The organism is Chromobacterium haemolyticum (genome assembly GCF_009936155.1).
Lineage (GTDB): Bacteria > Pseudomonadota > Gammaproteobacteria > Burkholderiales > Chromobacteriaceae > Chromobacterium > Chromobacterium haemolyticum.
Map to the genome: position 1 here is coordinate 2,980,228 of NZ_AP019312.1, position 25,368 is coordinate 3,005,595.

The 25,368-nt window shown below is 63.3% G+C and carries 24 protein-coding genes; 9 read left to right on the top strand and 15 right to left on the bottom strand.

All coding sequences use genetic code 11. From position 1 onward, the window contains the following. Positions 1–49: 49 nt before the first annotated feature. From GYH29_RS13655 to flgB, 8 genes are all read right to left on the bottom strand, one after another. Complete coding sequence (locus tag GYH29_RS13655; RefSeq protein ID WP_081574966.1) at positions 50–1,147, bottom strand: flagellar basal body P-ring protein FlgI; 1,098 nt, start codon at positions 1,145–1,147, stop codon at positions 50–52. Positions 1,148–1,206: 59 nt separating this feature from the next. After that, positions 1,207–1,887 (bottom strand): flagellar basal body L-ring protein FlgH, encoded by a 681-nt coding sequence (locus GYH29_RS13660; protein ID WP_019100835.1) that lies wholly within the window; start codon positions 1,885–1,887, stop codon positions 1,207–1,209. Between the two features lie 59 nt (positions 1,888–1,946). Then, positions 1,947–2,729: a flagellar basal-body rod protein FlgG gene (gene flgG, locus GYH29_RS13665; RefSeq protein WP_043593001.1), complete on the bottom strand. Its 783-nt coding sequence runs from the start codon at positions 2,727–2,729 to the stop codon at positions 1,947–1,949. A gap of 72 nt (positions 2,730–2,801) precedes the next feature. Next, entirely contained in the window at positions 2,802–3,545 is a 744-nt protein-coding gene (locus tag GYH29_RS13670) for a flagellar basal body rod protein FlgF (RefSeq protein WP_039754246.1), read from the bottom strand. A 17-nt stretch (positions 3,546–3,562) separates the two neighbouring features. Then, on the bottom strand, positions 3,563–4,807 hold the full coding sequence (gene flgE, locus GYH29_RS13675; RefSeq protein ID WP_043592998.1) for a flagellar hook protein FlgE: 1,245 nt from the start codon (positions 4,805–4,807) through the stop codon (positions 3,563–3,565). A 36-nt stretch (positions 4,808–4,843) separates the two neighbouring features. Beyond that, entirely contained in the window at positions 4,844–5,554 is a 711-nt protein-coding gene (locus GYH29_RS13680) for a flagellar hook assembly protein FlgD (RefSeq protein ID WP_019102823.1), read from the bottom strand. Between the two features lie 19 nt (positions 5,555–5,573). Continuing rightward, positions 5,574–5,984, bottom strand: coding sequence for a flagellar basal body rod protein FlgC (gene flgC / locus GYH29_RS13685; protein WP_019102824.1), 411 nt, complete (start codon positions 5,982–5,984; stop codon positions 5,574–5,576). Continuing rightward, positions 5,984–6,397: a flagellar basal body rod protein FlgB gene (gene flgB / locus GYH29_RS13690; protein ID WP_019102825.1), complete on the bottom strand. Its 414-nt coding sequence runs from the start codon at positions 6,395–6,397 to the stop codon at positions 5,984–5,986. Before flgB ends, flgC begins: the two co-directional genes overlap by 1 nt. A gap of 302 nt (positions 6,398–6,699) precedes the next feature. Between flgB and GYH29_RS13695 the strand changes: the two genes are divergently transcribed. Then, positions 6,700–7,497: a response regulator gene (locus GYH29_RS13695; RefSeq protein ID WP_019102826.1), complete on the top strand. Its 798-nt coding sequence runs from the start codon at positions 6,700–6,702 to the stop codon at positions 7,495–7,497. A gap of 63 nt (positions 7,498–7,560) precedes the next feature. Here GYH29_RS13695 and GYH29_RS13700 read toward each other — a convergent pair whose 3' ends face one another. Continuing rightward, positions 7,561–8,388: a hypothetical protein gene (locus GYH29_RS13700; protein ID WP_043592994.1), complete on the bottom strand. Its 828-nt coding sequence runs from the start codon at positions 8,386–8,388 to the stop codon at positions 7,561–7,563. A 76-nt stretch (positions 8,389–8,464) separates the two neighbouring features. Further along, entirely contained in the window at positions 8,465–10,009 is a 1,545-nt protein-coding gene (locus tag GYH29_RS13705) for an EAL domain-containing protein (RefSeq protein WP_052052174.1), read from the bottom strand. A gap of 505 nt (positions 10,010–10,514) precedes the next feature. On the opposite strand from GYH29_RS13705, the gene GYH29_RS13710 reads away from it, so the two are divergent. After that, positions 10,515–11,834, top strand: a complete 1,320-nt coding sequence (locus GYH29_RS13710) for a DEAD/DEAH box helicase (RefSeq protein ID WP_019102829.1) — start codon at positions 10,515–10,517, stop codon at positions 11,832–11,834. 71 nt (positions 11,835–11,905) lie between these two features. On the opposite strand, the gene GYH29_RS13715 is transcribed toward GYH29_RS13710, so the two are convergent. Together GYH29_RS13715 and GYH29_RS13720 are read right to left on the bottom strand one after the other, a co-directional pair. Then, on the bottom strand, positions 11,906–13,588 hold the full coding sequence (locus tag GYH29_RS13715; protein WP_043592992.1) for a glycoside hydrolase family 9 protein: 1,683 nt from the start codon (positions 13,586–13,588) through the stop codon (positions 11,906–11,908). Between the two features lie 103 nt (positions 13,589–13,691). Continuing rightward, positions 13,692–14,903, bottom strand: coding sequence for an ROK family transcriptional regulator (locus GYH29_RS13720; protein ID WP_039755705.1), 1,212 nt, complete (start codon positions 14,901–14,903; stop codon positions 13,692–13,694). 232 nt (positions 14,904–15,135) lie between these two features. Here GYH29_RS13720 and GYH29_RS13725 point away from each other — a divergent pair, with 232 nt between their 5' ends. The 4 genes from GYH29_RS13725 to GYH29_RS13740 are packed head-to-tail and all read left to right on the top strand — an operon-like array spanning position 15,136 to position 19,026. Continuing rightward, a complete protein-coding gene (locus GYH29_RS13725; RefSeq protein WP_232060397.1) occupies positions 15,136–16,002 on the top strand; it encodes a BadF/BadG/BcrA/BcrD ATPase family protein in 867 nt (288 codons plus the stop codon). A gap of 27 nt (positions 16,003–16,029) precedes the next feature. Then, positions 16,030–17,274, top strand: a complete 1,245-nt coding sequence (locus GYH29_RS13730) for an ABC transporter substrate-binding protein (protein ID WP_043592987.1) — start codon at positions 16,030–16,032, stop codon at positions 17,272–17,274. 10 nt (positions 17,275–17,284) lie between these two features. After that, positions 17,285–18,151, top strand: coding sequence for a carbohydrate ABC transporter permease (locus GYH29_RS13735; protein WP_161523969.1), 867 nt, complete (start codon positions 17,285–17,287; stop codon positions 18,149–18,151). A 17-nt stretch (positions 18,152–18,168) separates the two neighbouring features. Beyond that, complete coding sequence (locus GYH29_RS13740) at positions 18,169–19,026, top strand: carbohydrate ABC transporter permease (RefSeq protein WP_043592983.1); 858 nt, start codon at positions 18,169–18,171, stop codon at positions 19,024–19,026. A gap of 19 nt (positions 19,027–19,045) precedes the next feature. Here the strand turns inward: GYH29_RS13740 and GYH29_RS13745 are convergent, their stop codons facing one another. From GYH29_RS13745 to hmpA, 3 genes are all read right to left on the bottom strand, one after another. Next, positions 19,046–19,903, bottom strand: coding sequence for an endonuclease (locus GYH29_RS13745; protein WP_161523970.1), 858 nt, complete (start codon positions 19,901–19,903; stop codon positions 19,046–19,048). A 98-nt stretch (positions 19,904–20,001) separates the two neighbouring features. Beyond that, positions 20,002–20,448, bottom strand: coding sequence for an Rrf2 family transcriptional regulator (locus tag GYH29_RS13750; RefSeq protein ID WP_019102837.1), 447 nt, complete (start codon positions 20,446–20,448; stop codon positions 20,002–20,004). Positions 20,449–20,636: 188 nt separating this feature from the next. Beyond that, complete coding sequence (gene hmpA / locus GYH29_RS13755) at positions 20,637–21,854, bottom strand: NO-inducible flavohemoprotein (RefSeq protein WP_019102838.1); 1,218 nt, start codon at positions 21,852–21,854, stop codon at positions 20,637–20,639. Between the two features lie 255 nt (positions 21,855–22,109). Between hmpA and GYH29_RS13760 the strand changes: the two genes are divergently transcribed. The 3 genes from GYH29_RS13760 to GYH29_RS13770 are packed head-to-tail and all read left to right on the top strand — an operon-like array spanning position 22,110 to position 25,364. After that, positions 22,110–22,901, top strand: a complete 792-nt coding sequence (locus tag GYH29_RS13760) for an oxygen-binding di-iron domain-containing protein (RefSeq protein WP_019102839.1) — start codon at positions 22,110–22,112, stop codon at positions 22,899–22,901. Further along, positions 22,894–24,279 carry a type IV pilus assembly protein FimV gene (locus GYH29_RS13765; protein ID WP_161523971.1) on the top strand — a complete coding sequence of 462 codons (1,386 nt, stop codon included), beginning with the start codon at positions 22,894–22,896 and terminating at the stop codon, positions 24,277–24,279. The genes GYH29_RS13760 and GYH29_RS13765 overlap by 8 nt, the downstream gene beginning before the upstream one ends. 11 nt (positions 24,280–24,290) lie before the next feature. After that, positions 24,291–25,364: a DNA-binding transcriptional response regulator gene (locus tag GYH29_RS13770; RefSeq protein WP_081574958.1), complete on the top strand. Its 1,074-nt coding sequence runs from the start codon at positions 24,291–24,293 to the stop codon at positions 25,362–25,364. The last annotated feature ends 4 nt before the right edge of the window (positions 25,365–25,368 follow it).

The window sequence follows — 25,368 nt, forward strand, 5'->3', positions numbered from 1 at the left end:
AAAAAAGACGGCCGCTTGGCCGTCTTTTCCTTTGCCGCCCTCGCAAGGCTCAGATGATCTGCAAGTCCGCTTTCAACGCGCCGGCGGACTTCATCGCCTGCAAAATGGAAATCAGATCCTGAGCATTCGCGCCCAGCGCGTTCAGCGCCGCCACCACCCGCGACAGATTGGCGCCGTTGGGCACGTTGATCAGCTTGCTCCCTGGGGTGTTGATGCTGATGTCCGTCTGATTGGTCACCGTGGTCTTGCCGCCGGACAACGGGTTGGGCTGACTCACTTGCGGCGTGTTGCTGACGGTCACGGTCAGATTGCCGTGCGACACCGCGCACGGCGCCAAGGTCACTGCCTGGTTCATCACGATGGAGCCGGTGCGGGCGTTGATAATGACGGTGGGGGAAACATCTGCCGGGTCGACGGCAATATTTTCCATCTTGGCCAGAAACTGCACACGCTGATCCGGGTCGAACGGCGCGCGCACTTCGATCAGCCGGCCGTCCACCGCGCGCGCGGTGCCCTGGCCGAACGATTTGTTGATTGCCTGCACCACACGGTTGGCAGTGGTGAAATCGGACTCGCGCAGCTCCAGATTGATGAACTCGCCGGACCCCAGCGCAGTGGGCACTTCGCGCTCCACTGTGGCGCCGGCTGGAATGCGGCCCACGCTAAGCTGATTGATCTGGGCGGAGCTGCCGCCCGCCGAGGCGCCGGCGCCGCCGACGACCACATTGCCCTGCGCCATCGCGTAGATCTGACCATCCGCGCCTTTTAGCGGCGACAACAGCAAGGTGCCGCCGCGCAGGCTTTTGGCATCGCCAATCGACGAAGCCGTCACGTCTATGGCCTGCCCCTGCCGCGCAAACGGCGGCAAGGTCGCAGTCAGCGTGACTGCGGCGATATTCTTGGGATCGAGCTTGGTGCCAGGAGGCACTTGTACGCCCAACTGGTTCAACATATTGGACATCGCCTGGCCGGTGAACGGCGAAGAGGTGACTTTGTCGCCGCTGCCGTCCAGACCCACCACCAGGCCATAACCTATCAGTTGGTTGGGACGCACCCCGCCGACATTGGTCAGATCCTTCAAACGTTGCGCCGCCAAGGCAGGGAACAGCGCCAGCGCCAACAACATCCCTAACATCAATCGCTTCATTTTCCGCCCGCTTTCAGCCCGCCGCGCCCGCCAAGCGGCCGCGGCGGGCCGGTCATCCGTTAAATCGGCAATATACTCATGAAAAACTTGGTGAGCCAGCCCGGCTCATTGTACAGCCGGTGCGTGCCCTTGGTCTGCTGTTCGATGCGGGCGTCCGCCACCTTGAGCGAAGACACGCTGCGATCCGCGCTGATATCGCGCGGATTGACCACGCCGGACAGGCGGATCGACTCGGTATCGCTGTTCACGCGCACGACTTTCTCGCCGCTGATCGACAGATTACCGTTGGGCAACACCTCCAACACCGTGACAGTGATGGAGCTGACAAAGGAGGTGGCCACCTTGTTGTCGCCCTTGCCGGTATTGTTGGCCGAGCCCGTGCCGCCAAAATTGGCGCCGGCCAAGCCACCGGCGGCGCCGCTGGGCAGGAAGGGAATCTTGATGCCGGCGTTGATGCTGCTATTCAGACCCGAAGTGCGGGTATTGGTTGTCTGCTCCGACGCCGACGTGGACGAGTTTTCCTGGATGTTCACCGTCAAGGTGTCGCCGACATAAGCAGGCATCCGGTCCTGAAACAACGGCCGGTAACTGGCTACCTGGAAAATCGACCCATTGGTGGGCATGCTGACCGGCTGCGGTTGCGGACGCGCGCTGGTGGGTTGCTGCACAAGCGGCGGCTCCTGGGTCACGCAAGCGCTTAGTAGTGCGGCCAGCATCGCCGCTATCGCCATCGCCTTCATCAAACACCTCGTCAATTCAAATCTCAATCGGCCGCCTTCCACCGGCGGCCCGCTTCCGCTTACAGCTGGCTCAGTTTCTGCAGCATCTGGTCCGCAGTGGTGATCGCCCGCGAGTTCATTTCAAACGCGCGCTGCGCAGTGATCATATTGACCAGTTCCTCGGTGACGTTGACGTTGGACGCCTCCACGAAACCGGAGCGCACCGCGCCTCGGGTATCGGTCTGCGGATCCCCATCCTGCGGATCGCCGGAGGATGCGGACTGCAAATACAGGTTGTTGCCCACGCTCTCCAGGCCCTGCGGGTTGATGAAGGTGGTGAGCTGGATGGTGCCCGCGGTTTGCGCCGCCGGGTTGTTGGGCAAGAAGTACTGCACCACGCCGGCGGTGGACACCGTAATCTGGTTGGCGGTGCCGGGAATGTTGATATTGGGGTTCAGCGGATAGCCGTCCGGATTCACCACGTCGCCGTTGGAGTTGCGCTTGAACTCGCCGTTGCGGGTATAGGCGGTGGTGCCATCCGGCAGTTGGATGCGGAAGAAGCCCTCGCCGGCGATCGCCATGTCCAGCGGCTGCCCGGTCTGAGTCATATTCCCCTGGGAGTGGATGCGGGCGGTGGCCACCGCCGCCGAGCCGGTCCCCACCTGCAGACCGGTGGGCGTGGTGTTGCCGTTGGCCAGCTGCGCGCCGGGCTGACGCAAGGTCTGGTAATACAAGTCCTCGAAAATGCCGCGGCTGCGCTTGAAACCCACGGTGTTGACGTTGGCCAGGTTATTGGACACCACGTCCAGTTGAAACTGGCTGGAATCCATGCCGGTCTTGGCGATGTACAGTGCGCGCATCATGGCTTGTTTACCTCGTCTCCAGAACCGCGCAGCCTCTACCGGGCCGCCGCGGCGAAATCTTGTCTTATTGGTTTAACCGTTGGTGGACAACAACTGAGCCGCCTGCTGATCGCCTTGCTGCGCGGTCTGCATCAATCGGACGTTGAGGTCGTACTGGCGGGCGTGGGAGATCATCTGCACCAGGCTTTCCACCGAATTGACGTTACTGGCCTCCAGCATTTCCGGCACCAGCTTGACATTGGCGTCGGCTGCCGCGTTGCCGCCGCCATTGATGCGAAACAGACCGTCCTCGCCCTTGTACACGTCCTTAGGGCCGGGGTTGACCATCTTGATCTGCCCGACCAGCTGCGGCGTGCGCACCACGCCGGACAGCGGAATCGCCATGACCGAGCCATCTTCGCCCAATTGAATGCGGGAACCTGTAGGGACAACAATGGGGCCGCCGTCGCCCATGATGGGCAGGCCGGAGCGGGTGCGCATCATGCCGGTGGCGTCGAGCACATAGCCGCCATCGCGCGTATAGGCTTCGGCGCCGTCCGGCGCCTGTACCGCGAAGAAGCCCTTGGAACCGATGGCGAAGTCGCTAGCGTTACCTGTGTGCATCAGACTACCCTGGCTCAGATCGTGGCCCACGGTATTGTCCACCACATAGGTCCGGGTCGGCGCGCCCTCTCCCACCACCGGCAAGGCGCGGAACGCCACCACATCGGCCTTGAAGCCGTTGGTGTGCACATTGGCCAGATTGTTGGCGGTAGTGGCTTGCTGCCACATCACGTGCTTGGCGCCGTTCATCGCCAAGTAAAGCATTCTATCCATCGCGCGCGCTCAGCTCATCAGATGTTCAGCAAGGTCTGCACCAGGGTGTCCTGGGTTTTGATGGTCTGCGCATTGGCCTGGTAATAGCGCTGCGCGGTAATCATATTGACCAGCTCCGCGGTCAGATCGACGTTGGAATCCTCCACCGCTCCGGCCTGAATAGTGCCGGTATTGCCGGTGCCTGGCGCGTTGTAGGAGGCAATCCCTGAATCGTAGGTCTGCGCCCACAAATTATTGCCCTTGGACTGCAAGCCTTGCGGATTGATGAAGTTGGCGAGAGCAACCTGACCTATGGTCTTGGTCTGGCCGTTGGTGAACGTCGCCTGGATGATGCCGGAGGACGAAATATTGATGCCCTTCAAGTTGCCCGGCGCGGAACCGTCAATGGTCGGCGGAGTGGTCACGCCGAAATTCTGACCCACCTGAGTGGAACCGGTAAAGCTGAAGGCCACAGTCTGCGGCACCGCCGAGCCGTTGAGCGGGCTGGGGGTGAAATTGATATTGAACGGTCCGGGCGTGGTCAGTACACCAGAGGTATTGAAGGTCAGCGAAAAATTGTTGCTGTTGGGCGGCGTGTTATTGGCCGGGTTGCCATCCACATAGGCGGTCGCGGTCCAGGTTCGGCCGGCGGCGGTGGGCGTGCCGGCGACATAGTACATGGTCACCTGATGCGGGTTGCCCAACGAATCGTAAACCGTATTGGTGTTCGACCAGTTGTAGGAGGCTGAATTAGTCGGGTCCAGCGGCGCAACAGTCGGCACGGTACTGCGAGAATCCAGGTTGATGCCGAGGGTGGCCTTGGTGGTGGCCTGCGGCGACACCAAGTTGGAGTTCAGCTGTATTTTGCTGACCGGCCCCTGGGAGATATTACCGGCGGCGTCCGCCTGCCAGCCCTGCAGGAAGTTGCCGTTATTGACCACATAACCCTGATTGTTGATCTGGAATTGGCCATTGCGGGTATAGGACAAGGTGCCGTCCGGCTGGGCCACGGTGAAAAAGCCGCCGTTGTTGATCGCCAAGTCAAGGCTGCGGCCGGTGGTGGTCACGTTGCCGTTGCTCATGTTCTGCGTCACCGCGGCTACCTTGACGCCAATGCCCGGCGTAGTGGTGGCGATGCCGTACAAGGTATTGCCGTACATGTCGGCAAACTCCGTGCGCGAACTCTTGAAGCCCACGGTGTTGGCGTTGGCCACGTTGTTGCCGATGGTATCCAGTTGGGTGGAGGCGGCGTTCAAGCCACTTAAACCTTGTTGAAAGCCCATGATGTCAGTCCTTGAAGTCGAATGAGGTCAGCGGGATCAGGCGGTCATTTGCGCCACGTCGCCCAACTGGGCGCGACTGCCGTCCGGCAGCACCAGCTCGGGAATGCCCTGATCCCAGGCCACTGCGGTTACTGTCTGCGTGTTGTAGGCCACGGCCTTGGTGCTGCCGTTGGCGCTGGCTTGCGTCACGTCGGCGCTGAAGCTGTATTTGCCGGCCGGCACCACTTCGCCCTTGTCGTTCTTGCCGTCCCAGCTGAAGGTGTTGACGCCGGCCACCGGCTTGTCGATGGTCATGGTGCGGACCACATTGCCGTTGGCGTCCTTGACGCTGACTTTCACCGTCTGCGCCGGGCCGTTCAGCAACACGCCGGCCGGGGTGGTGCCGCCATCCGGCGGTTTGGGCAGGCTGCTGCCGGCCACCAGCACTTTTTTGCCTATCATGCTGGACGCCATCAGAGACTGTGACGCCGCCTGCGCGCCGATCAGCGCCTGCATAGACTGGTTCAGCTGCTGAATGCCGCCCACCTGGCTGATCTGCGCCATCTGGGACGTCATCTGGCTGTTGTCCATCGGGTTCATCGGGTCTTGGGAACGCATCTGAGCCACGAACAGTTTCAGAAAAGTGCTCTGAATGTCGTTGGCGCTGGAGCCGACCACGCCGGAATTGCTCTTGCTGCCGTTGACGCTGCTGTTCGGGTTGGTCTGAGTCTGACTATTCAGTACGTCATAAGGGTTTGCGCTAGCCATTGCCGTTACTCCTCTCGCCTCACTGGCCCAGCTGCAGCACTTTCTGCTGCAGCGTCTTGGCCGTATTCATGATTTCGACATTGTTCTGATAAGCGCGGGAGGCGGCGATCATGTCGGCCATCTCCTCCACCGGGTTCACATTGGGCATCGTCACGTAGCCGCGCTGATCGGCCAGCGGATTACCCGGATCGTACTTGAGCCGCGGCGGGGTCTGGTCTTCTACCACCGCGGTCACGCGCACGCCGGCCACCTGCGGCTGCGCCGCCGTCACCGGAATCGCGGTGAACACCGCGTGACGCCCTTTGTAGGGCTCGCCGGTGGAGCTGGTCGAGCTTTCCGCGTTGGCGATATTGCTGGCCACCAGGCTGAGGCGCATCGATTGCGCCGACATCGCCGAACCGGAAATGGAAAACACATTGGACAAAGACATCAGCTATTGCCTCCCTGGCCCTGGATCGCCGAACTCAGGCCGCTGATCCGCTTGTTCAGAAAAGTCAGCGTCGACTGGAAGCGGACCGCGTTGTCGGCGAAAGCCGCCCGCTCCACATCCATGTCCACGGTGTTGCCGTCCACGCTGGGCTGCACTGCCGCGCGGTATTGCAGCGCGGCACCGTTGCCCGCGCCGCCGGCCCCGGCAAGGTGGCGGGCATCGGTCAGATTCATCGCCAAACGACCCTGCGCATCCGTTTGCGCCTGCAAGGCCTTGCCGAAGTCGAAATCCACCGCTTTGTAGTTAGGGGTTTCGTCATTGGCGATATTGCTGGCCAGCACCTCGGTGCGATAGGCCCGCAAATTCAGCGCTCGCTGCTGAAAGTCGAAATGTTTGGCGATTTTGTCTAGCATGTCAGCCTCCTTGAGACGACGTTAAAGCAGGAAGCGTGCCAAGCCACCGCGTCTCGACAGCCCTTTGATTTTCCTGAGCAATACGCCACACCCTCGGCCACAGCGGCCCAAACGGCAACAATGGGCGGCAAGATTTGCCGCCCCCGGCCCAAGCGACAGATTTTGCTTGCCGCACCGCGCAATTCGTGCCAAACCAACATAAGAACCATTGAAGACGCGCCCGGGATCGTCGACACTTACGCATTGGCCAACGGTTGCGGACGGCTTTGACAAAATTAGAGAATACAGGCGGGGGAAGAGGCATGCTGGAAGTACAACATTTAATCATCTCGCTGGCTGAGCCTTCGCATGTGCAGGCGCAGATCATCAGCAAGGCGTTGGGGGAGATGGGCATCTCCAAAGTGGAGGTCCACCCCAACGGCGAAGCGCTGCTCAGCCGTGCGCGCGAGTCGCGCCCCGACTTAGTGATCAGCGCCTATTACCTGCCGGACATGACAGGTCAGCAGTTACTGCAACAGATGCGCGAAAGCGCCGACCTCAGCGGCATGCCTTTCATTCTGGTTTCCAGCGAAACCAATCCGGAACGGCTGGAACCCATCCGCCAGGCGGGCAGCCTGGGCATCCTGCCCAAGCCCTTCACCAATGGCCAACTGGACGAGGTGCTGGCCAACGCGCTGGACTTCATCAACACCGAGAGCCTGGCCATGGAGGTGGACACGGATCTGGCCAATGTCCAGGTGTTGATCGTAGACGACAGCCACACCTCGCGCCGCCATGTGCGCGCCGTGCTGGAGCGACTGGGCTTCGAACACTTCACCGAAGCCGCCAGCGGGACCGACGCGCTGCCGCTACTGGAGAGCGAAAGCTTTCAACTGATCATCGTCGACTACCACATGCCCGGCATGGATGGCTGCGAACTAGCTCGCCACATCCGTCAAAACAGCATCCAGGGGCGCACCCCCATCCTGATGATCACCAGTGAGACCGACCACGACCGGCTGGCCGAAGTGGAAGCGGCCGGCGTCTCGGCCTGCTGCGACAAGCCTTTCTCCACCAATAAGCTGAGAGACACCATCCGCGAACTGCTGCAGGAATACTGAGAACCAGCTCAAAGCCCTTGCACGCGAGACTTTTAACAGGCCCTAAACAGTCAATCGTCTTTTTTACTTAGGCGCCACCCACACCAGCCGCGAATTCGCCTTGGCCTCGCCAAACGCCTGTCGCCGCCAGTAACCCTGAGTCGCATAAGTCTGCGCGGCGTCCAGCTCGGGAATGCGGCAGAAGCTCACCTCGCTGAAGCCGGCCTTCAGCAATTGACTGCGGCCGCGCTGCCGAGTTTTGGCGCAAGTCGGCGCGCCGGCCTGCTCCACCCATGACTCCGGCGCACCCGACTGCCAGGACAGCTCTCTCTCCAGCTTGGGCTGAGTCATCATGGCAAGGCCATTGAGCACCGCGGCCAACAAGGCTTGCCAACGCTCCGCCACCTCCGTTATCTGCGGCGCCAGTTCGCCCGGATAGGTGACCAGCAAAGCTTCCACCGCGTCGGACTCATGCAGCCATTGCGCGGCGTCGCGCGAAAACCCTTCCTCCACCAAGGTCAGCAGCAAGGCCTTGCGCTCCGGCTGATGCGAGACGAAAGCCCCGCCGCCTCCGGGCACATGCAGAAAGAAGGCGTCGGCCGGCAAATTCAACGTATCCGGCAATTGCGAGGGCAGCCGAGTGTGGGCCAAGGCCCGCACCAAGCCGTCGTCCAGATGGGAAATCACGCGGCCATGACGAGCGAAACAGCCCCAGGACTCCGCCAAAGCCAGTTCGGCGACAATGGTCTGCTGCTTTACTGTGAACACCTGGGCGGCGCGTTCCAACTCGCGCTTGATCACTTCCTTCATTTCCTTGCGCGCCGCCGACGGTTGCAAGGCCTGAACATACAACTGGCTGACGCGCTTGGCCCAAGGACGGGAGGCCGCATAACGCTGCACGGCATACATCATTCCCTACCCCTTTCCTGAAACAAAAAAGGGCGCATTGTAACAAAACGCCCCCGCGCGCCCAAGCCGGGATCCGGACTCACCCGTCGCCCCCCCTCTTGCCAGCCGGACGGACTCGGCTTTCCGCAATACCTGAATACAGCCACTGCCGGAAATGATTCAAGGTCATCGGCTTGCCAAAATAAAAGCCCTGCAAATACTCGAAGCCCTTCACATTCAGATAGCTTTGCTGACCCTGGGTCTCCACCCCTTTCACGATGACCTGCACCCCCATTTCGTTGGAAGATAAAAGCAGGCCATCCAGAATATTCCCTTTCAGGCTGTCCTGACCCAAGGCCGACACGTAACCTTTCTCAACCTTCAGATAATCGAAGCCCCAGCGGCTCAGATAGGCCTTATCGGCATAGCCGGCGCCGAAGTCGTCCAAGGCCAGCCTCACGCCCATCTGCCGTAAGCCGTTGATCACCTTTTGCGCGCCGGAAGCCTCTTGCAACGGAGCCCTCTCCGACACCTCCAACACCAGCTGAGCCTGCTTTTCACGCAATAGATTAACCAGCGGCCGGCAATCTTCCAGCAATTCGGGCAAAGCCAGGTGATCGGTAGAGATATTGACTCCAACCATAAAGCCCGGAGGCAATACGATCTGCTTCAACTCCTCGGCCACCCTCCGCAGCATATAGCGTGTCAGCGGCACAATCATGCCGGCTTCAATCGCGGTCTGAATGAAGAGTTCGGAGCGCACATTGCCCTGGACCGGGTGCCGCCAGCGCGCCAGCACCTCTACTCCGACACATTCGCCACTAGCCGCGGTGACGATGGGCTGGTAATGGGCGAAAAACTCTTTTTGCCGAATCCCCTCGGATATCTCCCACCCCGTCGCCTTGCGCCCACCGGAACCGCGACGCGCCCCCCAAGCGACGCCGCCGCCCAAGGCTGCGGCCGCCAACAGGGCCAACCATTGGGTTTGCAATGCCAACAAGGGCGCGGCCGCCCACTGCGGCGCCGCCAGCACACCTATGCGCGCCGGCGCGGACGGCACCCATACCACCTCTCCGCCCGTATCCGCCCCCTGATCCCTCACCTCGCCGTTGGCGGCCAGCGCCCGCCCCCCGGCCAGCAAGCGCACTTTCAAACCATCACGCTCGGCCAACGCCAATTGAGCCACCAAGGGCCCTGCGTCCAACTCAATCACCCCTGCGGCATGCCCCAACCGCAACCCCGGCAACAGCTGGCCATTGCCAGCCGGCAACAAGCTCGCCCCATTCTCAAACCCTGCCACCCCCTCCGAAACGCCGCGCCGGGAGGCACACTGCGCGCCGCCGGCGCCGTGCGCCAAGGCGAAGCGCGCCAGCGACGTGCGCTGAACCAATTCAGCCAAAGCCTGGGTTTGAGCGCGGCAATCCGGCTCCGACGGCGGCAGCCCGTCCAATCGCGTCAGCGCGGCGAACGCGGGCGACAACTGCCAGGTCAGCTGCCCGACAACCAACTCGGCCCTCTCCCTGGCCGCCGACTGCATCCGCCACGTCGTCAACGCCAGCGCCAAGACCATCGTCAGCGCCAAGGCCAAACCGACGCAAACGACATAGGCCGCGCCAGAGGAGCAGGACATCAGCCAGGCATGCATCCGGTCCGTGCTTGCGAATCTGTTCTTTCCACTCATTGCCAGCCCTCAACGAAGGTTTCACGCATGGCCCGTCATCGTTGAAGTGTAGTTAGAACCTCGCAAATCTCCACAAGCCAACGCCGCGCTTCCGGAGCCGAATCCTCACCCGCCATCGCGAGCAAGCGGCAGTTTTTTTGGAAAATCGTCGCGGCAAGCAGCAAACAATCAAATACTTAGCCGGCATGTTTTTAAAAAACAGTTGTAAAGCCGCCCGATTTACCGTATAGTCCGGCCTCTTGTGTTTCCACCGGGCATTCCAAACCACGCCTCAGCCCGAGTGAGATTGCTTCATCGTCCCTGACCATTTCCAGGCTTCGTCCACGCTTATAATGTCGCATCAGACTGGACCGCTGTTCGCCGCTTGTCAGGTTAGTGCCGATGATTTACGGCTTAAAGGCGCCGTATAACCGACCGCCACCAACCTGGCTATTAAGTGACGCCGGCAGTAACCGGCCGAAAGGACATCATGCATTTTTCCGATCTGGGCATCGCCCCGACCATCCTGCGCGCTCTGGAAGCCGCCGGCTATTCTTCCCCTACCGAAGTACAGGCTCAAGCCGTGCCCGCCGCCATCGCTGGCCGCGACCTGCTGGTATCCGCCCAAACCGGTAGCGGCAAGACCGCAGCCTTCCTGCTGCCGGCGCTGACCAAGCTGTCCGAGCGCTCCACTGGCAAAGGCCAAGGCCCGCGCGTACTGGTATTGTGCCCGACCCGCGAACTGGCTCAGCAAGTGGAAAAGAACGCGCTGGAATACGGCAAGGACCTGCGCTGGATGAAAACCGTCTGTCTGGTGGGCGGCTCCTCCTTCGGCTACCAAACCCGCGCGCTGTCGCGTCCGGTAGACCTGATCGTGGCCACTCCCGGCCGTCTGATGGACCACATGCGCTCCGGCCGCATCGACTTCTCGCGCCTGGAAATGCTGGTGCTGGATGAAGCCGACCGCATGCTGGACATGGGCTTCATCGAAGATATCGAAACCATCGTCAAAGCCACTCCGGACACCCGTCAGACCGTGCTGTTCTCCGCCACGCTGGACGGCACCGTCGGCCGCATGGCCGAGAAGATGACCCGCGACCCGCAGCGCATCGAAATCGCCCGCACCGAAACCTCGGGCGGCACCATCGAAGAGCACCTGCTGTACGCCGACGATTTGAACCACAAGCATCGTCTGCTGGATCATATTCTGAAAGAGTCCGGCTTCGACCAGTGCGTGATTTTCTCCGCCACCAAAGCCTACTCCGAAGAACTGGCCGACAAACTGTCCGACCAGGGCTATTCCGCCGCCTGCCTGCACGGCGACATGCCGCAAAGCTGGCGTAACCGCACGCTGAACGATCTGCGTCGCGGCCGTATCAAGATCCTGGTGGCCACCGACGTGGCAGCCCGCGGCATCGACGTGCCCACCATCACCCACGTGGTGAACTTCGACCTGCCGAAACAAGCTGAAGACTACGTGCACCGCATCGGCCGCACTGGCCGCGCCGGCCGCGACGGCACCGCCATCACCCTGGCGGAGTCCAAGGAGTTCCACAAGGTTCGCCGCATCGAGCAATACCTGAAGCGTCAGATCACCGAAGGCGTGATCGAAGGCATGGAACCGACCCGTCGCCCGCCGAAAGGCCCGCGTCGCAACGCCAACGGCAAAGGCGGCTACGGTGATCGCCGTCCGGGCAGCGGCGGCGGTCGCGGCGGCTACGGCAATCGTCGCGAAGGCGGCTACCAAGGCCAACGCCGCGAAGGCGGTTATCAGGGCAACCGCGGCCCGCGCAGCACCCAACAGCAGTAAATCTCAGACGCCCCCGGCAGCGGGGGCCGCTGAAACAGAACGCCATCGGCTCGCCGATGGCGTTTCGCATTTCAAGTGCGGTCCGCCCGTCCGCGCAAAGCCAAGGCCAGGAACAGCCAGGCGCCGTGCGGCAGCCACTGCTCGGTCCAACGCCAGGACTGGCTGATATCGGTCTGTTCCGGGCTCAGGAAGGCAACGCCGTCGTCCACGCCCGGCGCGGCGGTGATCCCGTTGCAGACTCCGCCGCAGGCGTTGTAATAGCCGGGCTCGTAACGCGGATTGTTGCGCCCCCAGCCCTGCAGCATGCAGACATCGAAGGGGTTGCGCCCCAAAATCCAGTCCAGCGCGCCCTGGGCGTAAGCCCGCAGGGGATCGCCCTCCCCTTGCGGCTCCTGTTGCGCCAGGCCGCAAGCCGCCGCCGCCAGCGAGGCCAGCCGCGCATTTTCCCCCTGCCACCAGTAGCCGCTGCCATTCTGCTGCGGCATGAAAAAGCGAGCCACGCCCTCCTCGCCGTTGCGGGCCACCCATTGCCGCGGATAAGCGAAAGGGTTTCCCGCCGCCGCCGTCAGCGTCATTTCCGCCTCCATCCCGCGCCGGACCGCCCGTCGCGCATCGCTCGCCAGCGGCGACGCCGGCAATACCGCGGCGAAACGCAGCAAGGCCAGATAAGGCAGGCCTGCTTCGACCGCGTGAAAATAGCTATGCCGCCGCTGTGCGTCCATCCAGAAACGACCGGCCTCGTCCTGCTGCGCCAACATGCGCCGCGCGCGGCGGTCGGCGGCATCGGCAAACACCGGCTCGCCGCTAGCCGCGTATAGTTCGCAGGCAGCCAACAGCGCGCAGTAATCGTCGATCAGGTTTTCACAGCCATCGTCCAGATAACGCGCATTGTATTGCTGCAGATGGGCGAAGCCGCGCCGCGCCGCGGCCAGATAATCGCCACGGCCGAACTCCCCGTCGCGCGGCAGTTCCGCAGCGCGCGCCAGCGCGGCGATCGCCAGGCCTCCCCCCTGGCGAAAACCGGCCTGGAAGGCGCCTGATCTGACACCACGCTGAGTGGTGAAAGCACACAGCTCGCGCTGCTCCGGCGCCTTGCTCCAGCCATCGAACAAGGTCATGTAGAAAAAGCCGGACGAGTGCTGCATGCGCAACAGAAAATCCGCTCCGTGCAAAGCCTCGTCCACCATGCGCTCGTCGAACCAGCGCGGCTGCGGCGGCAAAGCGTCGCGGCCCGCCATCAGGCACCAGGCCAGCAGCGGCGTCTGCTGAGGATTCATGAAGTTGGCGTAGGATAAATGGGACAGGTATTTGGAACAGTCGCCGGAAGCGTCGAACCAACCGCCGCGCGCATCCCGCCGCGCCTCTCCGCCCCACTCCGGCGCGGTTCTATCCGCCTGGTCGTAAAGACCGGTGCAACGCTGCGACTTAAAATAATGCAACAGATCGGACAGCATCTGGCTGCCCAGGCAATCAGGCCCTACCACGAACTCGTGACTGATCACCGGCGGCGCGCTGTCCCGTAACCACAGCCGGTAACGTCCCGGCTGCGTCCAACCGCTGAAATCCGCCAGCCAGTAGTGCCATTCCGGCCAGCCCTCCGCCATGCCCTGCGGCCTCAAGGGAATGTCGGCCGCGATCCGTCCCTCCCCATCCAACAAGGCTAGCGTCGCAGGCCCAGCTCCGGCAGGCACTTGCAACAAGGCCTGCTTGGGCGCTTGGGGTTCAAAACCAACATGATTCAGCAGAATCTTCATGGCGCGTCTCCCGGCTAATAAGTAAATCGTTTTGCCTTAATGACGGGCAATATTTACGCGCCGAGACGCCCAGGTCAAGCCATTGACATAAAAAGGCGCCGCATCAAACCTTGAGCAGCACTTCGTACTGCGGATTGAATTCATCAAAGATGGGCAGGGCCGCCGCGCCCAGCGCCACCGTGTCGCGGCCGGCGCTCCCCAGCAACACGCGCGGGCCGCAGCTTTGCCGGATAGACCCCGGCAGCGGATGCAGCCGTTGCTCCAGTTGCTCTAGCAAGGCTTGCGGCAGGAAACCGCCTATCACCACCGCCTCAATATCCAACAGGCTCTCCAGGATATTGATCGCCTGGCGCAGCGGCGGCGCGGCGGTGGCCAGCCAGCGTTCCATGCCGTAGCAGATCTCCGGCGTCGGCCGTTCCAGGCTGCGCGCAGCCAGCTCGGCGTCGTCGGCCAGCCCCAAGGTTTCGTACAATGCGCGCAGCGATACATAACGCTCCAGACAGCCATGGTTGCCGCAATCGCAAGGTCTTCCGTCCGGCATCACGATCATGTGGCCGATCTCGCCTGCGTTGTGGCGGACGCCCGCGTACAGCCTCCCGTCCAGAAACAAGCCCGCGCCCAGCCCGGCGCCGATGAACAGATAGACGAAATTGCGCAGCGCGGCGGCGCGGCCGTACAGCCGCTCCCCGATGGCCGCGGCGGTAGCGTCCTTTTCAAGCAAGACCGGCAGATCCAGCCTGCGCTCCAGTTGCGCCGCCGCATCCACCTCTTCCCAGCCCGGCAAGGTGGTAGGGCCCACCGAACTCATGCCCTCAACGCCGAACGGACCCGGCATCACCAGTCCCAAGCCCAATACCCGCCCCCAGTCTATTCCGGAGTCCGCGCGCAACCGGCCCACCACCTCTTCGATCAAGGGCAGGGCCAGCTGCGGATCCGGCCGCTGCACCGGCGCCTCCACCCGCGCGCGGCATTGCCCGGCCAGGTCCACCGCTACCGCGATCAGCGACTGGGTATCCAACTGAATGCCCAGCGAGTAGGCACCGTCGGGATTGATGCTCAGCGGTATCGCCGGCTGGCCACGCGCGCCTTCGCGCATCGGCTCCCCCGCCAACAACATGCCGCCGTCCAGCAATTCCGCCGCGATATTGGACACCGTTTGCGGCGTCAACGCGGTCAGCCGAGCCACCTCGGCGCGGGTCAGCTGTCCGTTCAGGCGTATGGTTTCTATCACCGCGCGGCGGTTGTGCGCGCGGGCGTGTTCCAGATTGGTCCCCGCCACCGTGCGCGAGTCCCGACCTGCGGGAATGGATTTCATGGAGGCAGTATGGCGACCCGGCGCAGGGCGGACAAGCGCGCCGGCAAGGCCTGTTGCATCGGCGGCGACTGCCGGGCCGTGTTGTCGACACAATTAAATAAATCAACTTGACGAAATGCCATTGTAATGATTGAATTTCCAAAAACGCCAATGGCATCGCATCGCGACAATGCAAACCCCTGATGTTTCAGTGATTTGCGCCGAACGCACGCATTTGACCAAGGACAGCACCGTGACTGAAGCTTTTGAATATCGCTTGGGCGTCGATGGCGGCGGCAGCGGCACCCGCGTCTGTTTGAGCGACGCGCGCGCCCGCCCGCTGGCCCACGCAGAAGGCGGCCCCTCCGCCTTGTCGCGCGGCGTGCCGCAAGCCTGGGCCGCCGTGAACGAAGTCATCGCTCGCGCCTTCGAGCAGGCCGGCCTGCCGCTGGCCCCGCCGGCGCAATGCGCGATCGGCCTTGGTCTGTCCGGCGTGCACAACGCAGGCTGGGCCGAGGCCTTCCGCGCCGCCGATCCCGGCTACGCCCGCTTGCGCCTGGCCACCGATGGCTACACCACTTTGCTGGGCGCCCATGGCGGCCGCCCCGGCGTGATCGTGGCGCTGGGCACCGGCAGCATAGGCGAAGCGCTGTATCCAGACGGCGGCCACCGCGAAGTCGGCGGCTGGGGCTACCCCAGCGGCGACGAGGCCAGCGGCGCCTGGCTGGGCCAGCGCGCCGCCCAGTACGCGCAGATGGCGCTGGACGGCCGCCTGGAGCCGACGCCGCTGACGCGGGCGGTGCTGGAACATGTGGGCGGCGACTGGCAGGCGATGATGGCCTGGAACGGCCGCGCCACCCCGACGCTCTTCGCACAGCTGGCGCCGCTGGTGGTGGCCAACGGCCGCCGGGATTCGCTGGCGGCCGAACTGCTGCGTCAGGCTGGCCGCGACGCCTGGTCCATCGCCAAGGCGCTGGACCCGGATGAAAGCTTGCCGGTGGCGCTGTGCGGCGGCCTGGGCCAAGCACTGCGCGACTGGCTGCCGCCGGAATTCGCCGCCCGGCTCAGCCCGCCGCAGGGCGACGCCTGCGCAGGCGCGCTGCTCTTGCTGGCCGCCTGATCTCCCTCTCTCCGAAAAGGACTCCCCATGCGCCTTTCCCCGCTGCTACTCGCCGGCTTGCTGGCCCTGGCCGGCCCGGCCCGCGCCGACAAAATCGTGGTCGAATACTGGACCGACTCGCTCAAGCCGCAATTCGACGCCTATTTCGCCGCCGCCAAGAAACAGTACGAGGCGCAAAATCCCAATGTCGAACTGCGCTGGGTGGATGTGTTCAACGAGGGCTTCGAGACCAAGCTCAACGCCGCCATCGCCGCCGGCCGGCCGCCGGCGCTGATTAACCACGACGTGCCCCGCTTGTATAAATACGCGCAGAAAGGCGCGCTCTTGCCGCTGGACAGCGCACTGGCAGCGGACAAGGCCGCTTATCTGCCCAATGCGCTGGCCGACCTCAGCGTGGGCGGCAAGCTCTACGCCTACCCTTGGTACAACAACGTCAATGTGCTGGTGCTCAACGGCGAGCTGTTCCGCAAGGCCGGCCTGGATCCGGCGCGCAAGCTGGCCAGCCTGGAGCAGCAACTGGCCGCCGCCAAAGCCATCCGCGTCAAGACCGGCGTGCCCGGCCTGCTGCCGCAGTTGGGCCAGATCGACGGCATCATGCTTGGCCGCGGCTTGCCTCTGCTGCAAAACGGCAAGGCGGTCTTCAACAGCCCGGCGCATGTGGCCTTGCTGCGCCAGTACGCCGACGCTTACAAAGCCGGCGCACTGGCCAAGGAAAACCTGTTCGCCGATGACAACTACCAGGCCAGCGTCAAGCTCTACAACAGCGGCCGGCTGGCAATGATGGAAACCGCGCCCACCGCGGTGAGGCGCACCCAGACCGACGCCCGCGCCATCTTCGTGGTCAGCCGGGTACAACCGGCGCCGCTAGGGCCCACTGGCGTGACACAGGGCGGCTACCAGTTCGGCTGGGCAGTATCCAAAGGGCTGCCTGCGTCCACTCAAGCCGAAGCGATCAAGTTCGCTCGCTTCCTCACCAGCGACGCTCAGCAGCTGGCGTTCTCCAAAGTCACCGGAGCCACCTTCCCCTCCACTCGCGCAGCGCTGCGCGATCCTTATTTCACCCAGACCGGCGGCAGCCTGGTCGACGTCGCCCGCGCCCAGGGCGCCAAGGCTGCGCCGGACATCCGCACCTTCAGCCTGAGCGGTGTGCCGCGGCTGGCGGACCTGAAGAAAAAACTGGTGGACAGCGTGGAAGCGGCGGTCACCGGCCGCAAGGACGCCCAGCTGGCGCTGGACGAGGCGGTCGCGTTCTGGAACCGGCAGTTGAAGTAAGCGCGCGACAATGAAATCCAGCGCCCGCAACGCTTGGCTGTTCCTGGCTCCAGCTCTGTCGCTAATGGCGGTGTTCACCTTCTGGCCCTTGCTGTTCGGCGCTTACCTGGCCTTTACCCGCTATGACCTGCTGTCGCCGCCGCAGTGGGCGGGCCTGGAAAACTTCGAATTCCTGCTGCAGGACGAGGTGTTCTGGCGCGCGATGCGCAACTCCCTGCTCTATCTGCTGGTGGTGCCGGCGATCCAGCTGGCCGCTATTGCGCTGGCACTGCTGGCCAACCGGCCCTTGCGCGGCATCAAGCTGTTCCGCGCCGCCGTCTACCTGCCGGTGATCACCACCGTAGCCGTGGTCGGCATCATGTGGAACTGGATGTACGCCGATTACGGCGTGCTCAACAGCGCGCTGCGCTGGCTGCGGCTTTTGACCGCGCAACAGGAGATCGGCTTTCTCAACGATGAGGACATCGCCCTGTTCTCGGTGATGTTCGTCACCTTCTGGCGCGGGATCGGCTACTACATGGTGCTCTACCTCGCCGGCCTGCAGGCGATTCCGGCGGAGATGCAGGAAGCGGCCGTGCTGGACGGCGCCAATGCCTGGCAGCGTTTCTGGCGCATCACGCTGCCGATGCTAAGGCCCACCATCTTGTTCTGCAGCCTGATTTCCACGCTGGACGCATTGAAAGCCTTCGAAGAAGTGTTGGTGATGACGCGCGGCGGCCCGCTGAACTCCACCTACACCGTGTTGTATTACATGTTCCATCAAGGCTTCGATCAGTTGGACTTTGGCCGCGGCGCCGCCGCCGGCTTACTGCTGACCTGCGTGTGCTTATTGCTGGCCGGCCTCAACTTCCGCCTGCTGCGCCCCGCCCACCGCTAGCTTTCAGGACACTCGCCATGACCGCAGCCTCAAGCCTACTCGCCCGCCCCACCCGGCAAGCCCGCGCGCGCGCGCTCCGGCGCTTGCCGGACTACCTGTTGCTGCTAGCGCTGGCCTGCGCCGCCTGTTATCCGTTTGGGTGGACGCTGATGATCGCTTTGGGCAACGGCGAACAGGTGTTCGACTTCCCTCCGCGCTGGCCGGAGCCCTTGTCGCTGACCCACTTCCGCGAAGTATGGGATCAGATCCCGATGGGACGGTTTTTATGGAACTCCGCTTTGATCTCCGGCCTCTCCACTGCCGGCACGCTGCTGGTTTCAAGCTGCGCGGGCTTCGCACTGGCGCAGCTGCGCTTTCGCGGCCGGCAATGGGTGTTTTACGCCATCATCGCCACCTTGCTTCTGCCCAGCGAAACCAATGTGCTCAGCAATTACGTGACCCTGTCCTGGCTGGGGCTGGACGACAGCCGCGTCGGAGTAGCGCTTCCAACATTGGCCGGGGCTTTCGGGATTTTCCTGATGAAGCACGCCTTCGAGGAAATTCCCGAAGAAATCATTGCCGCCGCGCGCATGGACGGCGCCGGCGACTGGCAACTGTTCTGGCGCATATGCCTGCCGCTGAGCCGGCCCTATCTGGCCACCTTGGCCATCTTCACCCTGGTATGGTCCTGGAACAGCTATGTCTGGCCCAGCGTGGTGCTGAAGAACCCTGACCTCTACCCGCTGTCCGTGGGCGTGCAGTACTTGAAAGGCGCTTTCGCCACCTCCACGCGGATGGTGGCCGCCGGCGCGGCGCTGACCATCGCGCCGGTATTGCTGGTATTTCTATTTTGTCAGCGCTATTTCATGCGCGGCATGGACGGCGCGGTCAAATAACGCCGCCCGGCCGCGGCGCTCAAGCTCCGCACAACTCTGTCAAGCGCTGCGGCTCCGCCACCAGGAAATTGCCCTCGCCCTGCAATTGGACGATGCGCGCGTCGCGACGTCGCTCCCAGGCGTTCACCGGGTACTGGCGCGCCCAGGCGCACATGAGTTGCTGGTCCTGCCGGCTCATGCGCAGCTGATAGCGCGCATGCATGTAAAGCGTGATGCGCGCCGCCACGCCGCGCACTTCTTCACGCGGCTGGAAGCGTTTGTTGCCGAAATCCGTCACCGATTGGCATTGACCGTACATCGTCGTCGGCTTGCGACTCCACGCGCCGTAGGCGAAGTTGGCGCGATCGCCGTTGACCTCGCCCACCGCCGGCACCAGATTGTTCAAATCGCCTTCCGCCATGCGGAAGACCGGATCGCTGACCGCGCAGTTCTTGCGGCCGCCTTGCTGCCAGCATTGACGCTGATGGCCCAGATTCCAGGCCGGCACCACGTGCTCCCACTCGATGCGGCTGGCGCGGGTTTCCGATTTTCGCGGCACATAGCCGCAGGAGGCCCAATCCACCGCCTTGCCGCGGTAGTCGCAGCCGCAATAGAAATCCTGCTCCATGCCGGCAAACACCCGCGGCAATACTTTCTTGGCGTTGGAAAAATCGCGGTGTCCTACTTGCTTGACGCCGCTCACCAACTGCGCGGCCTGTACCCGGCCCGGCGCGCCCGTGTCGGCGGCTGGCCGCGTCACCTGTTCCAGCTGGCGCACCACGGCCGCACCGGCCTTGGCCAGGGTTTTGACTTCCGCGGATTGACTGATTTTGGAAAATTCGGCCGCATCGCAAGCGGCCAACAACACAATAACGGAGAGGAGGATGGGATAACGCATGGCGGGCAGTGTAAGTACCCGCCGCGTTCACGACAATAAGATCCAAAAAATATTACAAATGATAATCCATATAAATTTCAACAAAAATAACAACGTCATTAACCGGGGCACAAGGGCTGCCGGTGCAGCCGGACGATTGCCTCGCCGGTAGGCGCGGCCATCATATCGCGCAGCGTATATTGGTCCAGCGTCCGGAAAAACGCCGCCAAAGCTTCGTCCAGCGCGCCCTTGAGTCTACAGCCTTGCCGAAGCGCGCACGGCGGATCCGCACAGTCTATCAACTGCGACAGCCCTTCCAGCTCGCGCACCACCTCGCCCACCCGGTACTGCTCCGGCGCGCGCGCCAGCGCCAGGCCACCGCCCTTGCCGCGGCTGGTCTGCAGCCAGCCCTGCTGCGCCATGAAATGGACAACTTTGACCAAGTGGTTGCGCGACACCTCGAAACGGGCGGCGATTTCCGGAATGGTGGCCAGCTGTCCCTCTTCCTGCCAGGTCAGATACATCAGCACGCGGAGGCCGAGGTCGGTAAAACGGGTCAATTGCATGGTCTTAAAACCTGTTCCAAGCCTAGCGATCAAGCACGAGACAAGGCAAAAAATGACTGAAGACGCGAAGTGTACACATGGTACACGAGCATTCTGAAACTGTTTTAAACGTCGTGTCGTCGACGCGCAGCAGACATTGAACAGGTTCTGAGGCGGAGCCCGGCGGCAAGCGCCGCCGGCTCAATGGCTTAAGCGCCGACGGCGTTGGAGCCGAACACTTCGAAATGAATCCGCTCCACCGCCACGCCCAGGTCCAACAAGCTGGAGCGCTGCGCCAGCATGAAGCCCACCGGGCCGCACAGATAGTAGTCAGCATCCGGCAACAGCGTCATTTCACGCAATTGGTTCAGCTGTAGACGGCCTTGTTGCTGATAGTCCCGGCCCAGTTTGTCCTCCGCGCGCGGCGCTTCATAGCAAACATGGGCGCGCAGCTGCGCGTGGCGTTCCTGCATCTCTCGCAAACCGTTGCGCATCGCATGCACGCCGCCGTGGCGAGCCGCGTGCAGGTAGCGGATTTCCCGGCGGCTGCCGGTTTTCAGCAGGTGCCGCAGCATGGACAACATCGGCGTCTGGCCGACGCCGGCGCTGATCAGCACCACAGGACCGCTACGCTCTTCATGCAGGAAAAAATCGCCCTGCGGCGCGCTCAGTTCCAGAATGTCGCCCTCCCGCTTTTCCGCATGCAACAGATTGGACACTCGTCCCGCTGGCTTGCCGTCACCGCCCGCTTCTCGCTTGACCGAAATCCGCAGATGTTCGCGATTGGGCGCGTCAGACAGGCTGTACTGGCGCGGCTGAGCCAGCCCCCATTCCGCAACAAAGCACTTGACCGAAACATACTGACCGGGACGGAAACCCGGCACCGCGCCGCCGTCGGCCGGCACCAGATAGAAGGATGTGATTTCCTCGCTCTCGTCCACCTTGCGCGCAATGCGGAACGGCCGCCAGCCGGCCCAGCCGCCCTCGGTGTTGGCGGCGGCAAGATACAGCTCGTGCTCCTCGGCGATCAAGATATCCGCCAGTTGGCCGTAAGCGGCGGCCCAGGCGTCTATCAACTCAGGCGTTGCCGCCTCGCCCAGCACCTCCTGGATGGAGGCCAGCAAATGCTTGCCGACGATGGGGTAGTGCTCGGCCCGAATGCCCAGGCTGACATGTTTGTGCGCCACCCGGGTCAGCACCGGTGCCAACGGCAATGGATCGTCGATGTGCTGGGCGTAGGCCAATACCGCCATCGCCAGCGCCTGCTGCTGTTGACCGGAATGCTGATGCCCTTGATTGAAGATGTTTTTCAACTCCGGATTGTAAGTGAACATGCGGCGATAGAAATGGCTGGTCAAAGCCAGGCCGTGTTGCTGCAGCACTGGAACAGTGGCTTTGACAAGGGCGCGGATTTCGGGATTCAGCATGGCGGGCTCCTAAAGATGTGTGCTTGATACATTTTATTGTGGGTAAAAATGCCGGTTGATCACCGGCCGCCTTAAAGATGCATAAATAATACATCTTTATTGCCGCATTGTCATCGCCGCGTGCAGACATCCGTTCCGGGCAGGCTTGACCCAAGTCAACACCCCAACCATACCGCTTGCATAAGATCGACGCATTCTTACGGCATAACTCGGCGGCGCCGCGCCCATTGCGCGGCCGGCCTGATGAGGCGGCTTATGGCATTGGTGCTTTACGACGACGGCAATCACAAATGCGTCGCCTTCACCGAACTGGTGCAAGGCGAAGGCATACAATCCAACCAGTTCGCCATCATCGATCAAGGCGAGGGCATTTTGCTGGATCCGGGCGGCAATCTCACCTACAAGCACCTGATCGCGGAACTGGCCGACTACTTCCTGCCCTCGCACACTCGCTACATATTCGCCTCTCATCAGGACCCGGACATCATCGCCTCGGTGGGCGGCTGGCTGCTGATCACCGACGCTCAGGTGATCATCGCCGAAGAATGGACCCGCTTCCTGCCCCACTTCTGCATGCGTGGGGCCACCGCCGGCCGGCTGGTGGCGATTCCGCCTCGCGGCATGTGGCTGCGGCTGGGCGGCGCGGACCTGCAAATCGTTCCGGCCCATTACCTGCACACCGTCGGCTTTTTCCAGATCTACGACCCGATCAGCAAAATCCTGTTCTCCGGGGACATCGGCGCCTCCTTGATGGACGGCCACGCGGCCGGCCTGCCGGTCAACGATTTCGACGCCCACCTGCACGACAGCCACATGCTCGCCTTTCATCGGCGTTATATGTCCAATAACAAGGCTTGCAGGCTATGGGTGGAAATGGTTCGTCAGTTGGACATTGAGTGGATCGTGCCGCAACACGGCGGCTCCTTTAAGGGCAAGCCCATGGTGAAGCGCTTTCTGGACTGGTTCGAAACCCTGGAGTGCGGCACCGACCTGATCAGCCCCGCCGATTTCACGCCGCCGCCTCGCGAGGTGCCCTCTCATGACTGACTGGCTGCCGCAGAGTAATTTCGACCTTGTCTCCGGCCTGGCGCTGGTCATAGGTTTGCTGAGCTTGCTGGCCGCGCTGCGCTGGCAAGCGCGCCGAGACCGCGCGGTGCAAGCGCGGAACGCCGACATCCAGATGGCGGAACCGGAGCCTGCGGACACCGGCGACGCCGAGCTGCCCTATCAGGTGGATGAGCTCGATTCGCTCGCCGAGGTCGACATCTTCATCGAGTTCGGCTATCTGGGACAGGCCGCGCAAGCCTTGCGCCACTACGTGGACCGACTGGCGCCACACTCCGGCAAGCAGCTTCAAAGGCTGGCCGGCCTATACTTGCAAACCGGGGCGCTGGACGACTACGCCTTGATGCTGGAACGCCAGCACGATCTGGCGCTGATAGGACGGGAAGCCCTGGAGCAGGCGGTGGAGGCCGGGCTGCGCGTCGAGCGCAACCACCTGTCCCTGCGAGTATTGGCGGAGCAGCGACTGGGCTGGGGGCCGGAGGAGATCGGCCTGCGTCTGGGCGACGACACGCCGGACCTATCGGAAGAGGCTGCAGAGGAGACAACGGCGGCCATCCTCCCCTCCCGCCCGTCACCATCTCCATCCATCGGCGCCAAACGGCCCCAAGCCTTGCTGCATGGCTGCGCCCCGCTGTTCCCGCTGAATGAAAGAGAGAAAGACGTCATCGCCGCGCTCTTGCAGTTCGAACGCCAGGCCAGAGTCTGGCTGCGCTGGCAAGAATACGCGGCCGCGGCCACAGCGTTGGAACAGACGCTGGCCTTGCGGCCCCACTCGCTGACCCATCTGCTTGACCTGCTGCACGTGCATTACCGGCGGCGCCAGCTACCGCACTACGCGCGGACGCTCTGGCGCTTTCACTTGGCGCTGGGCGAGCACGGCGTAAGCCTCAAAGAACAATTGATCCACGCGGGTTGGCTGCTCGGCGCCCACCCGGTGCTGGATCTGCTGGCGCAACGCCCCGAACGACCGGAGCTGGAGCGCATCGGCCGCAGTTTCGGCTTCAGCGGCGCGCCGCCCGCCTCCGCGCCTCTGCGCCGGCCGCTGGTCACGCGCCAAACCGTCAAGATGCCGACTGAGAGCGTCGACGCGCGCTGCGAGGCCGACGCCTATCTCAGCGAAGGCCAGGTCGATATGGCTATCCAAACCTTGGAACAAGCGGTTCTGAGCCGGCCGGAGGACGCCGCCAACTATCCGCCTTTGCTACAGCTTTACCGTCGGCAAGACGACCGTGCTCGCTTCCATTGGCTTTTACAGCAGCTGCGCTCGCATGTGACGCGGCTGCCGCTGGAGGTCCGCGCGCAACTGGCCGGTTTCGATGCCGACGCCGACGCCGCCCATCGGCGCATGCTGGCCGCCTAAGCAAAATGCCCATGCCGCGCCCCACCCCACCCGCCTCCGATATCGCCGTGCTCGCCGTCGGCATGGACGACCGCAAGCTGACCCTGCTTCGCATGGCTTTTCGTTTGCACCACAGCATACGCTACCGCTTGCTGGAGTCCTCGTCCGGCGAACACCCGCCAGACCTGGCCATCGTCGATATCGACAGTCCAATCGGCTGGCAAGCCTGGGAAGAATTCCGCCTCCGCCACCCAGAGCTACCCGCCTTGATCGTCGCCTCTACGCCGCCGGAACACGCCCCGGCTCCGACGCTGACCAAACCGCTGCGGGTGGAATCCCTGTTTCCCCAACTGCAAGCGGCGCTGGGGCCCGCACCTATTCCGACACGCGCTCCGGCGACGGACCCGCTGCCGGCTACGACGCCTCGGTCCGAACCGGCCGCCGCGCCGGCTCCTCCGTCTTCCATGCCGCCGATCTCCATCGCCCGTTTCGATCCGCGCCGCGGCCTGCTCGGCGCGACCACGCGGCTGGCCCGCCAACCGCGGCCGGCGCTGTTGCTGGTGGATGGCCGGCCGCTGCTATGGCTGCGTCCGGACCGCGCACAAGCGCAATGCCTGCAGCCCGCGGAGCAATTGCGCGAGCTGTGTCGGCAGGATGCGCCCGCATTGCAGGCGCAGGCCGCCGGTGCCAGCGCCGGCGTCGTCACCCAGCCGTTACCGGCGCTGCTATGGCAACTGGCGATTTGGAGCAGCCAGGGGCGGCTGCCCGCCGGCATCGGCGCTGACACTCCCCTGCGGCTGAGGCAATGGCCCAATCTGACCCGGTTGGAGGCGCTGCCGGATGCGACGCGCCTGAGCGCGCTGCTGACCAAAACGCCGGCCACGCTGCGCATCATCATCCGGCTGCTTCGCGTGGACCCCGAACACGCCTGCACCTTCCTGGCCGCGGCCCATGCTTTGGGTCTGCTGGACTGGCGCAGCGATGCGCCGCCTCTGAAAGTGATATCCAGCGCGCCGGTGCGGCCCGGCTCGACGCCGACCGCCCCCCTGCGCCCAGACGGCGCCGGCTTCTTGTCCCGACTCCTGCAAAAAGTGACCCGCTTGTGAGCCT

What these genes read in the sequence shown, in the direction of transcription:
- flgE (WP_043592998.1), bottom strand. Translation starts at nt 4,807, where the DNA reads ATGGGCTTTCAACAAGGTTTAAGTGGCTTGAACGCCGCCTCCACCCAA.
- hmpA (WP_019102838.1), bottom strand. Translation starts at nt 21,854, where the DNA reads ATGCTGAATCCCGAAATCCGCGCCCTTGTCAAAGCCACTGTTCCAGTG.
- GYH29_RS13720 (WP_039755705.1), bottom strand. Translation starts at nt 14,903, where the DNA reads ATGAAATCCATTCCCGCAGGTCGGGACTCGCGCACGGTGGCGGGGACC.
- GYH29_RS13695 (WP_019102826.1), top strand. Translation starts at nt 6,700, where the DNA reads ATGCTGGAAGTACAACATTTAATCATCTCGCTGGCTGAGCCTTCGCAT.
- GYH29_RS13770 (WP_081574958.1), top strand. Translation starts at nt 24,291, where the DNA reads ATGCCGCGCCCCACCCCACCCGCCTCCGATATCGCCGTGCTCGCCGTC.
- GYH29_RS13765 (WP_161523971.1), top strand. Translation starts at nt 22,894, where the DNA reads ATGACTGACTGGCTGCCGCAGAGTAATTTCGACCTTGTCTCCGGCCTG.
- GYH29_RS13670 (WP_039754246.1), bottom strand. Translation starts at nt 3,545, where the DNA reads ATGGATAGAATGCTTTACTTGGCGATGAACGGCGCCAAGCACGTGATG.
- flgC (WP_019102824.1), bottom strand. Translation starts at nt 5,984, where the DNA reads ATGTCTTTGTCCAATGTGTTTTCCATTTCCGGTTCGGCGATGTCGGCG.
- flgG (WP_043593001.1), bottom strand. Translation starts at nt 2,729, where the DNA reads ATGATGCGCGCACTGTACATCGCCAAGACCGGCATGGATTCCAGCCAG.
- GYH29_RS13660 (WP_019100835.1), bottom strand. Translation starts at nt 1,887, where the DNA reads ATGAAGGCGATGGCGATAGCGGCGATGCTGGCCGCACTACTAAGCGCT.
- GYH29_RS13760 (WP_019102839.1), top strand. Translation starts at nt 22,110, where the DNA reads ATGGCATTGGTGCTTTACGACGACGGCAATCACAAATGCGTCGCCTTC.
- GYH29_RS13655 (WP_081574966.1), bottom strand. Translation starts at nt 1,147, where the DNA reads ATGAAGCGATTGATGTTAGGGATGTTGTTGGCGCTGGCGCTGTTCCCT.
- GYH29_RS13745 (WP_161523970.1), bottom strand. Translation starts at nt 19,903, where the DNA reads ATGCGTTATCCCATCCTCCTCTCCGTTATTGTGTTGTTGGCCGCTTGC.
- GYH29_RS13705 (WP_052052174.1), bottom strand. Translation starts at nt 10,009, where the DNA reads ATGCATGCCTGGCTGATGTCCTGCTCCTCTGGCGCGGCCTATGTCGTT.
- GYH29_RS13740 (WP_043592983.1), top strand. Translation starts at nt 18,169, where the DNA reads ATGACCGCAGCCTCAAGCCTACTCGCCCGCCCCACCCGGCAAGCCCGC.
- GYH29_RS13710 (WP_019102829.1), top strand. Translation starts at nt 10,515, where the DNA reads ATGCATTTTTCCGATCTGGGCATCGCCCCGACCATCCTGCGCGCTCTG.
- GYH29_RS13750 (WP_019102837.1), bottom strand. Translation starts at nt 20,448, where the DNA reads ATGCAATTGACCCGTTTTACCGACCTCGGCCTCCGCGTGCTGATGTAT.
- GYH29_RS13700 (WP_043592994.1), bottom strand. Translation starts at nt 8,388, where the DNA reads ATGATGTATGCCGTGCAGCGTTATGCGGCCTCCCGTCCTTGGGCCAAG.
- flgB (WP_019102825.1), bottom strand. Translation starts at nt 6,397, where the DNA reads ATGCTAGACAAAATCGCCAAACATTTCGACTTTCAGCAGCGAGCGCTG.
- GYH29_RS13680 (WP_019102823.1), bottom strand. Translation starts at nt 5,554, where the DNA reads ATGGCTAGCGCAAACCCTTATGACGTACTGAATAGTCAGACTCAGACC.
- GYH29_RS13715 (WP_043592992.1), bottom strand. Translation starts at nt 13,588, where the DNA reads ATGAAGATTCTGCTGAATCATGTTGGTTTTGAACCCCAAGCGCCCAAG.
- GYH29_RS13730 (WP_043592987.1), top strand. Translation starts at nt 16,030, where the DNA reads ATGCGCCTTTCCCCGCTGCTACTCGCCGGCTTGCTGGCCCTGGCCGGC.
- GYH29_RS13735 (WP_161523969.1), top strand. Translation starts at nt 17,285, where the DNA reads ATGAAATCCAGCGCCCGCAACGCTTGGCTGTTCCTGGCTCCAGCTCTG.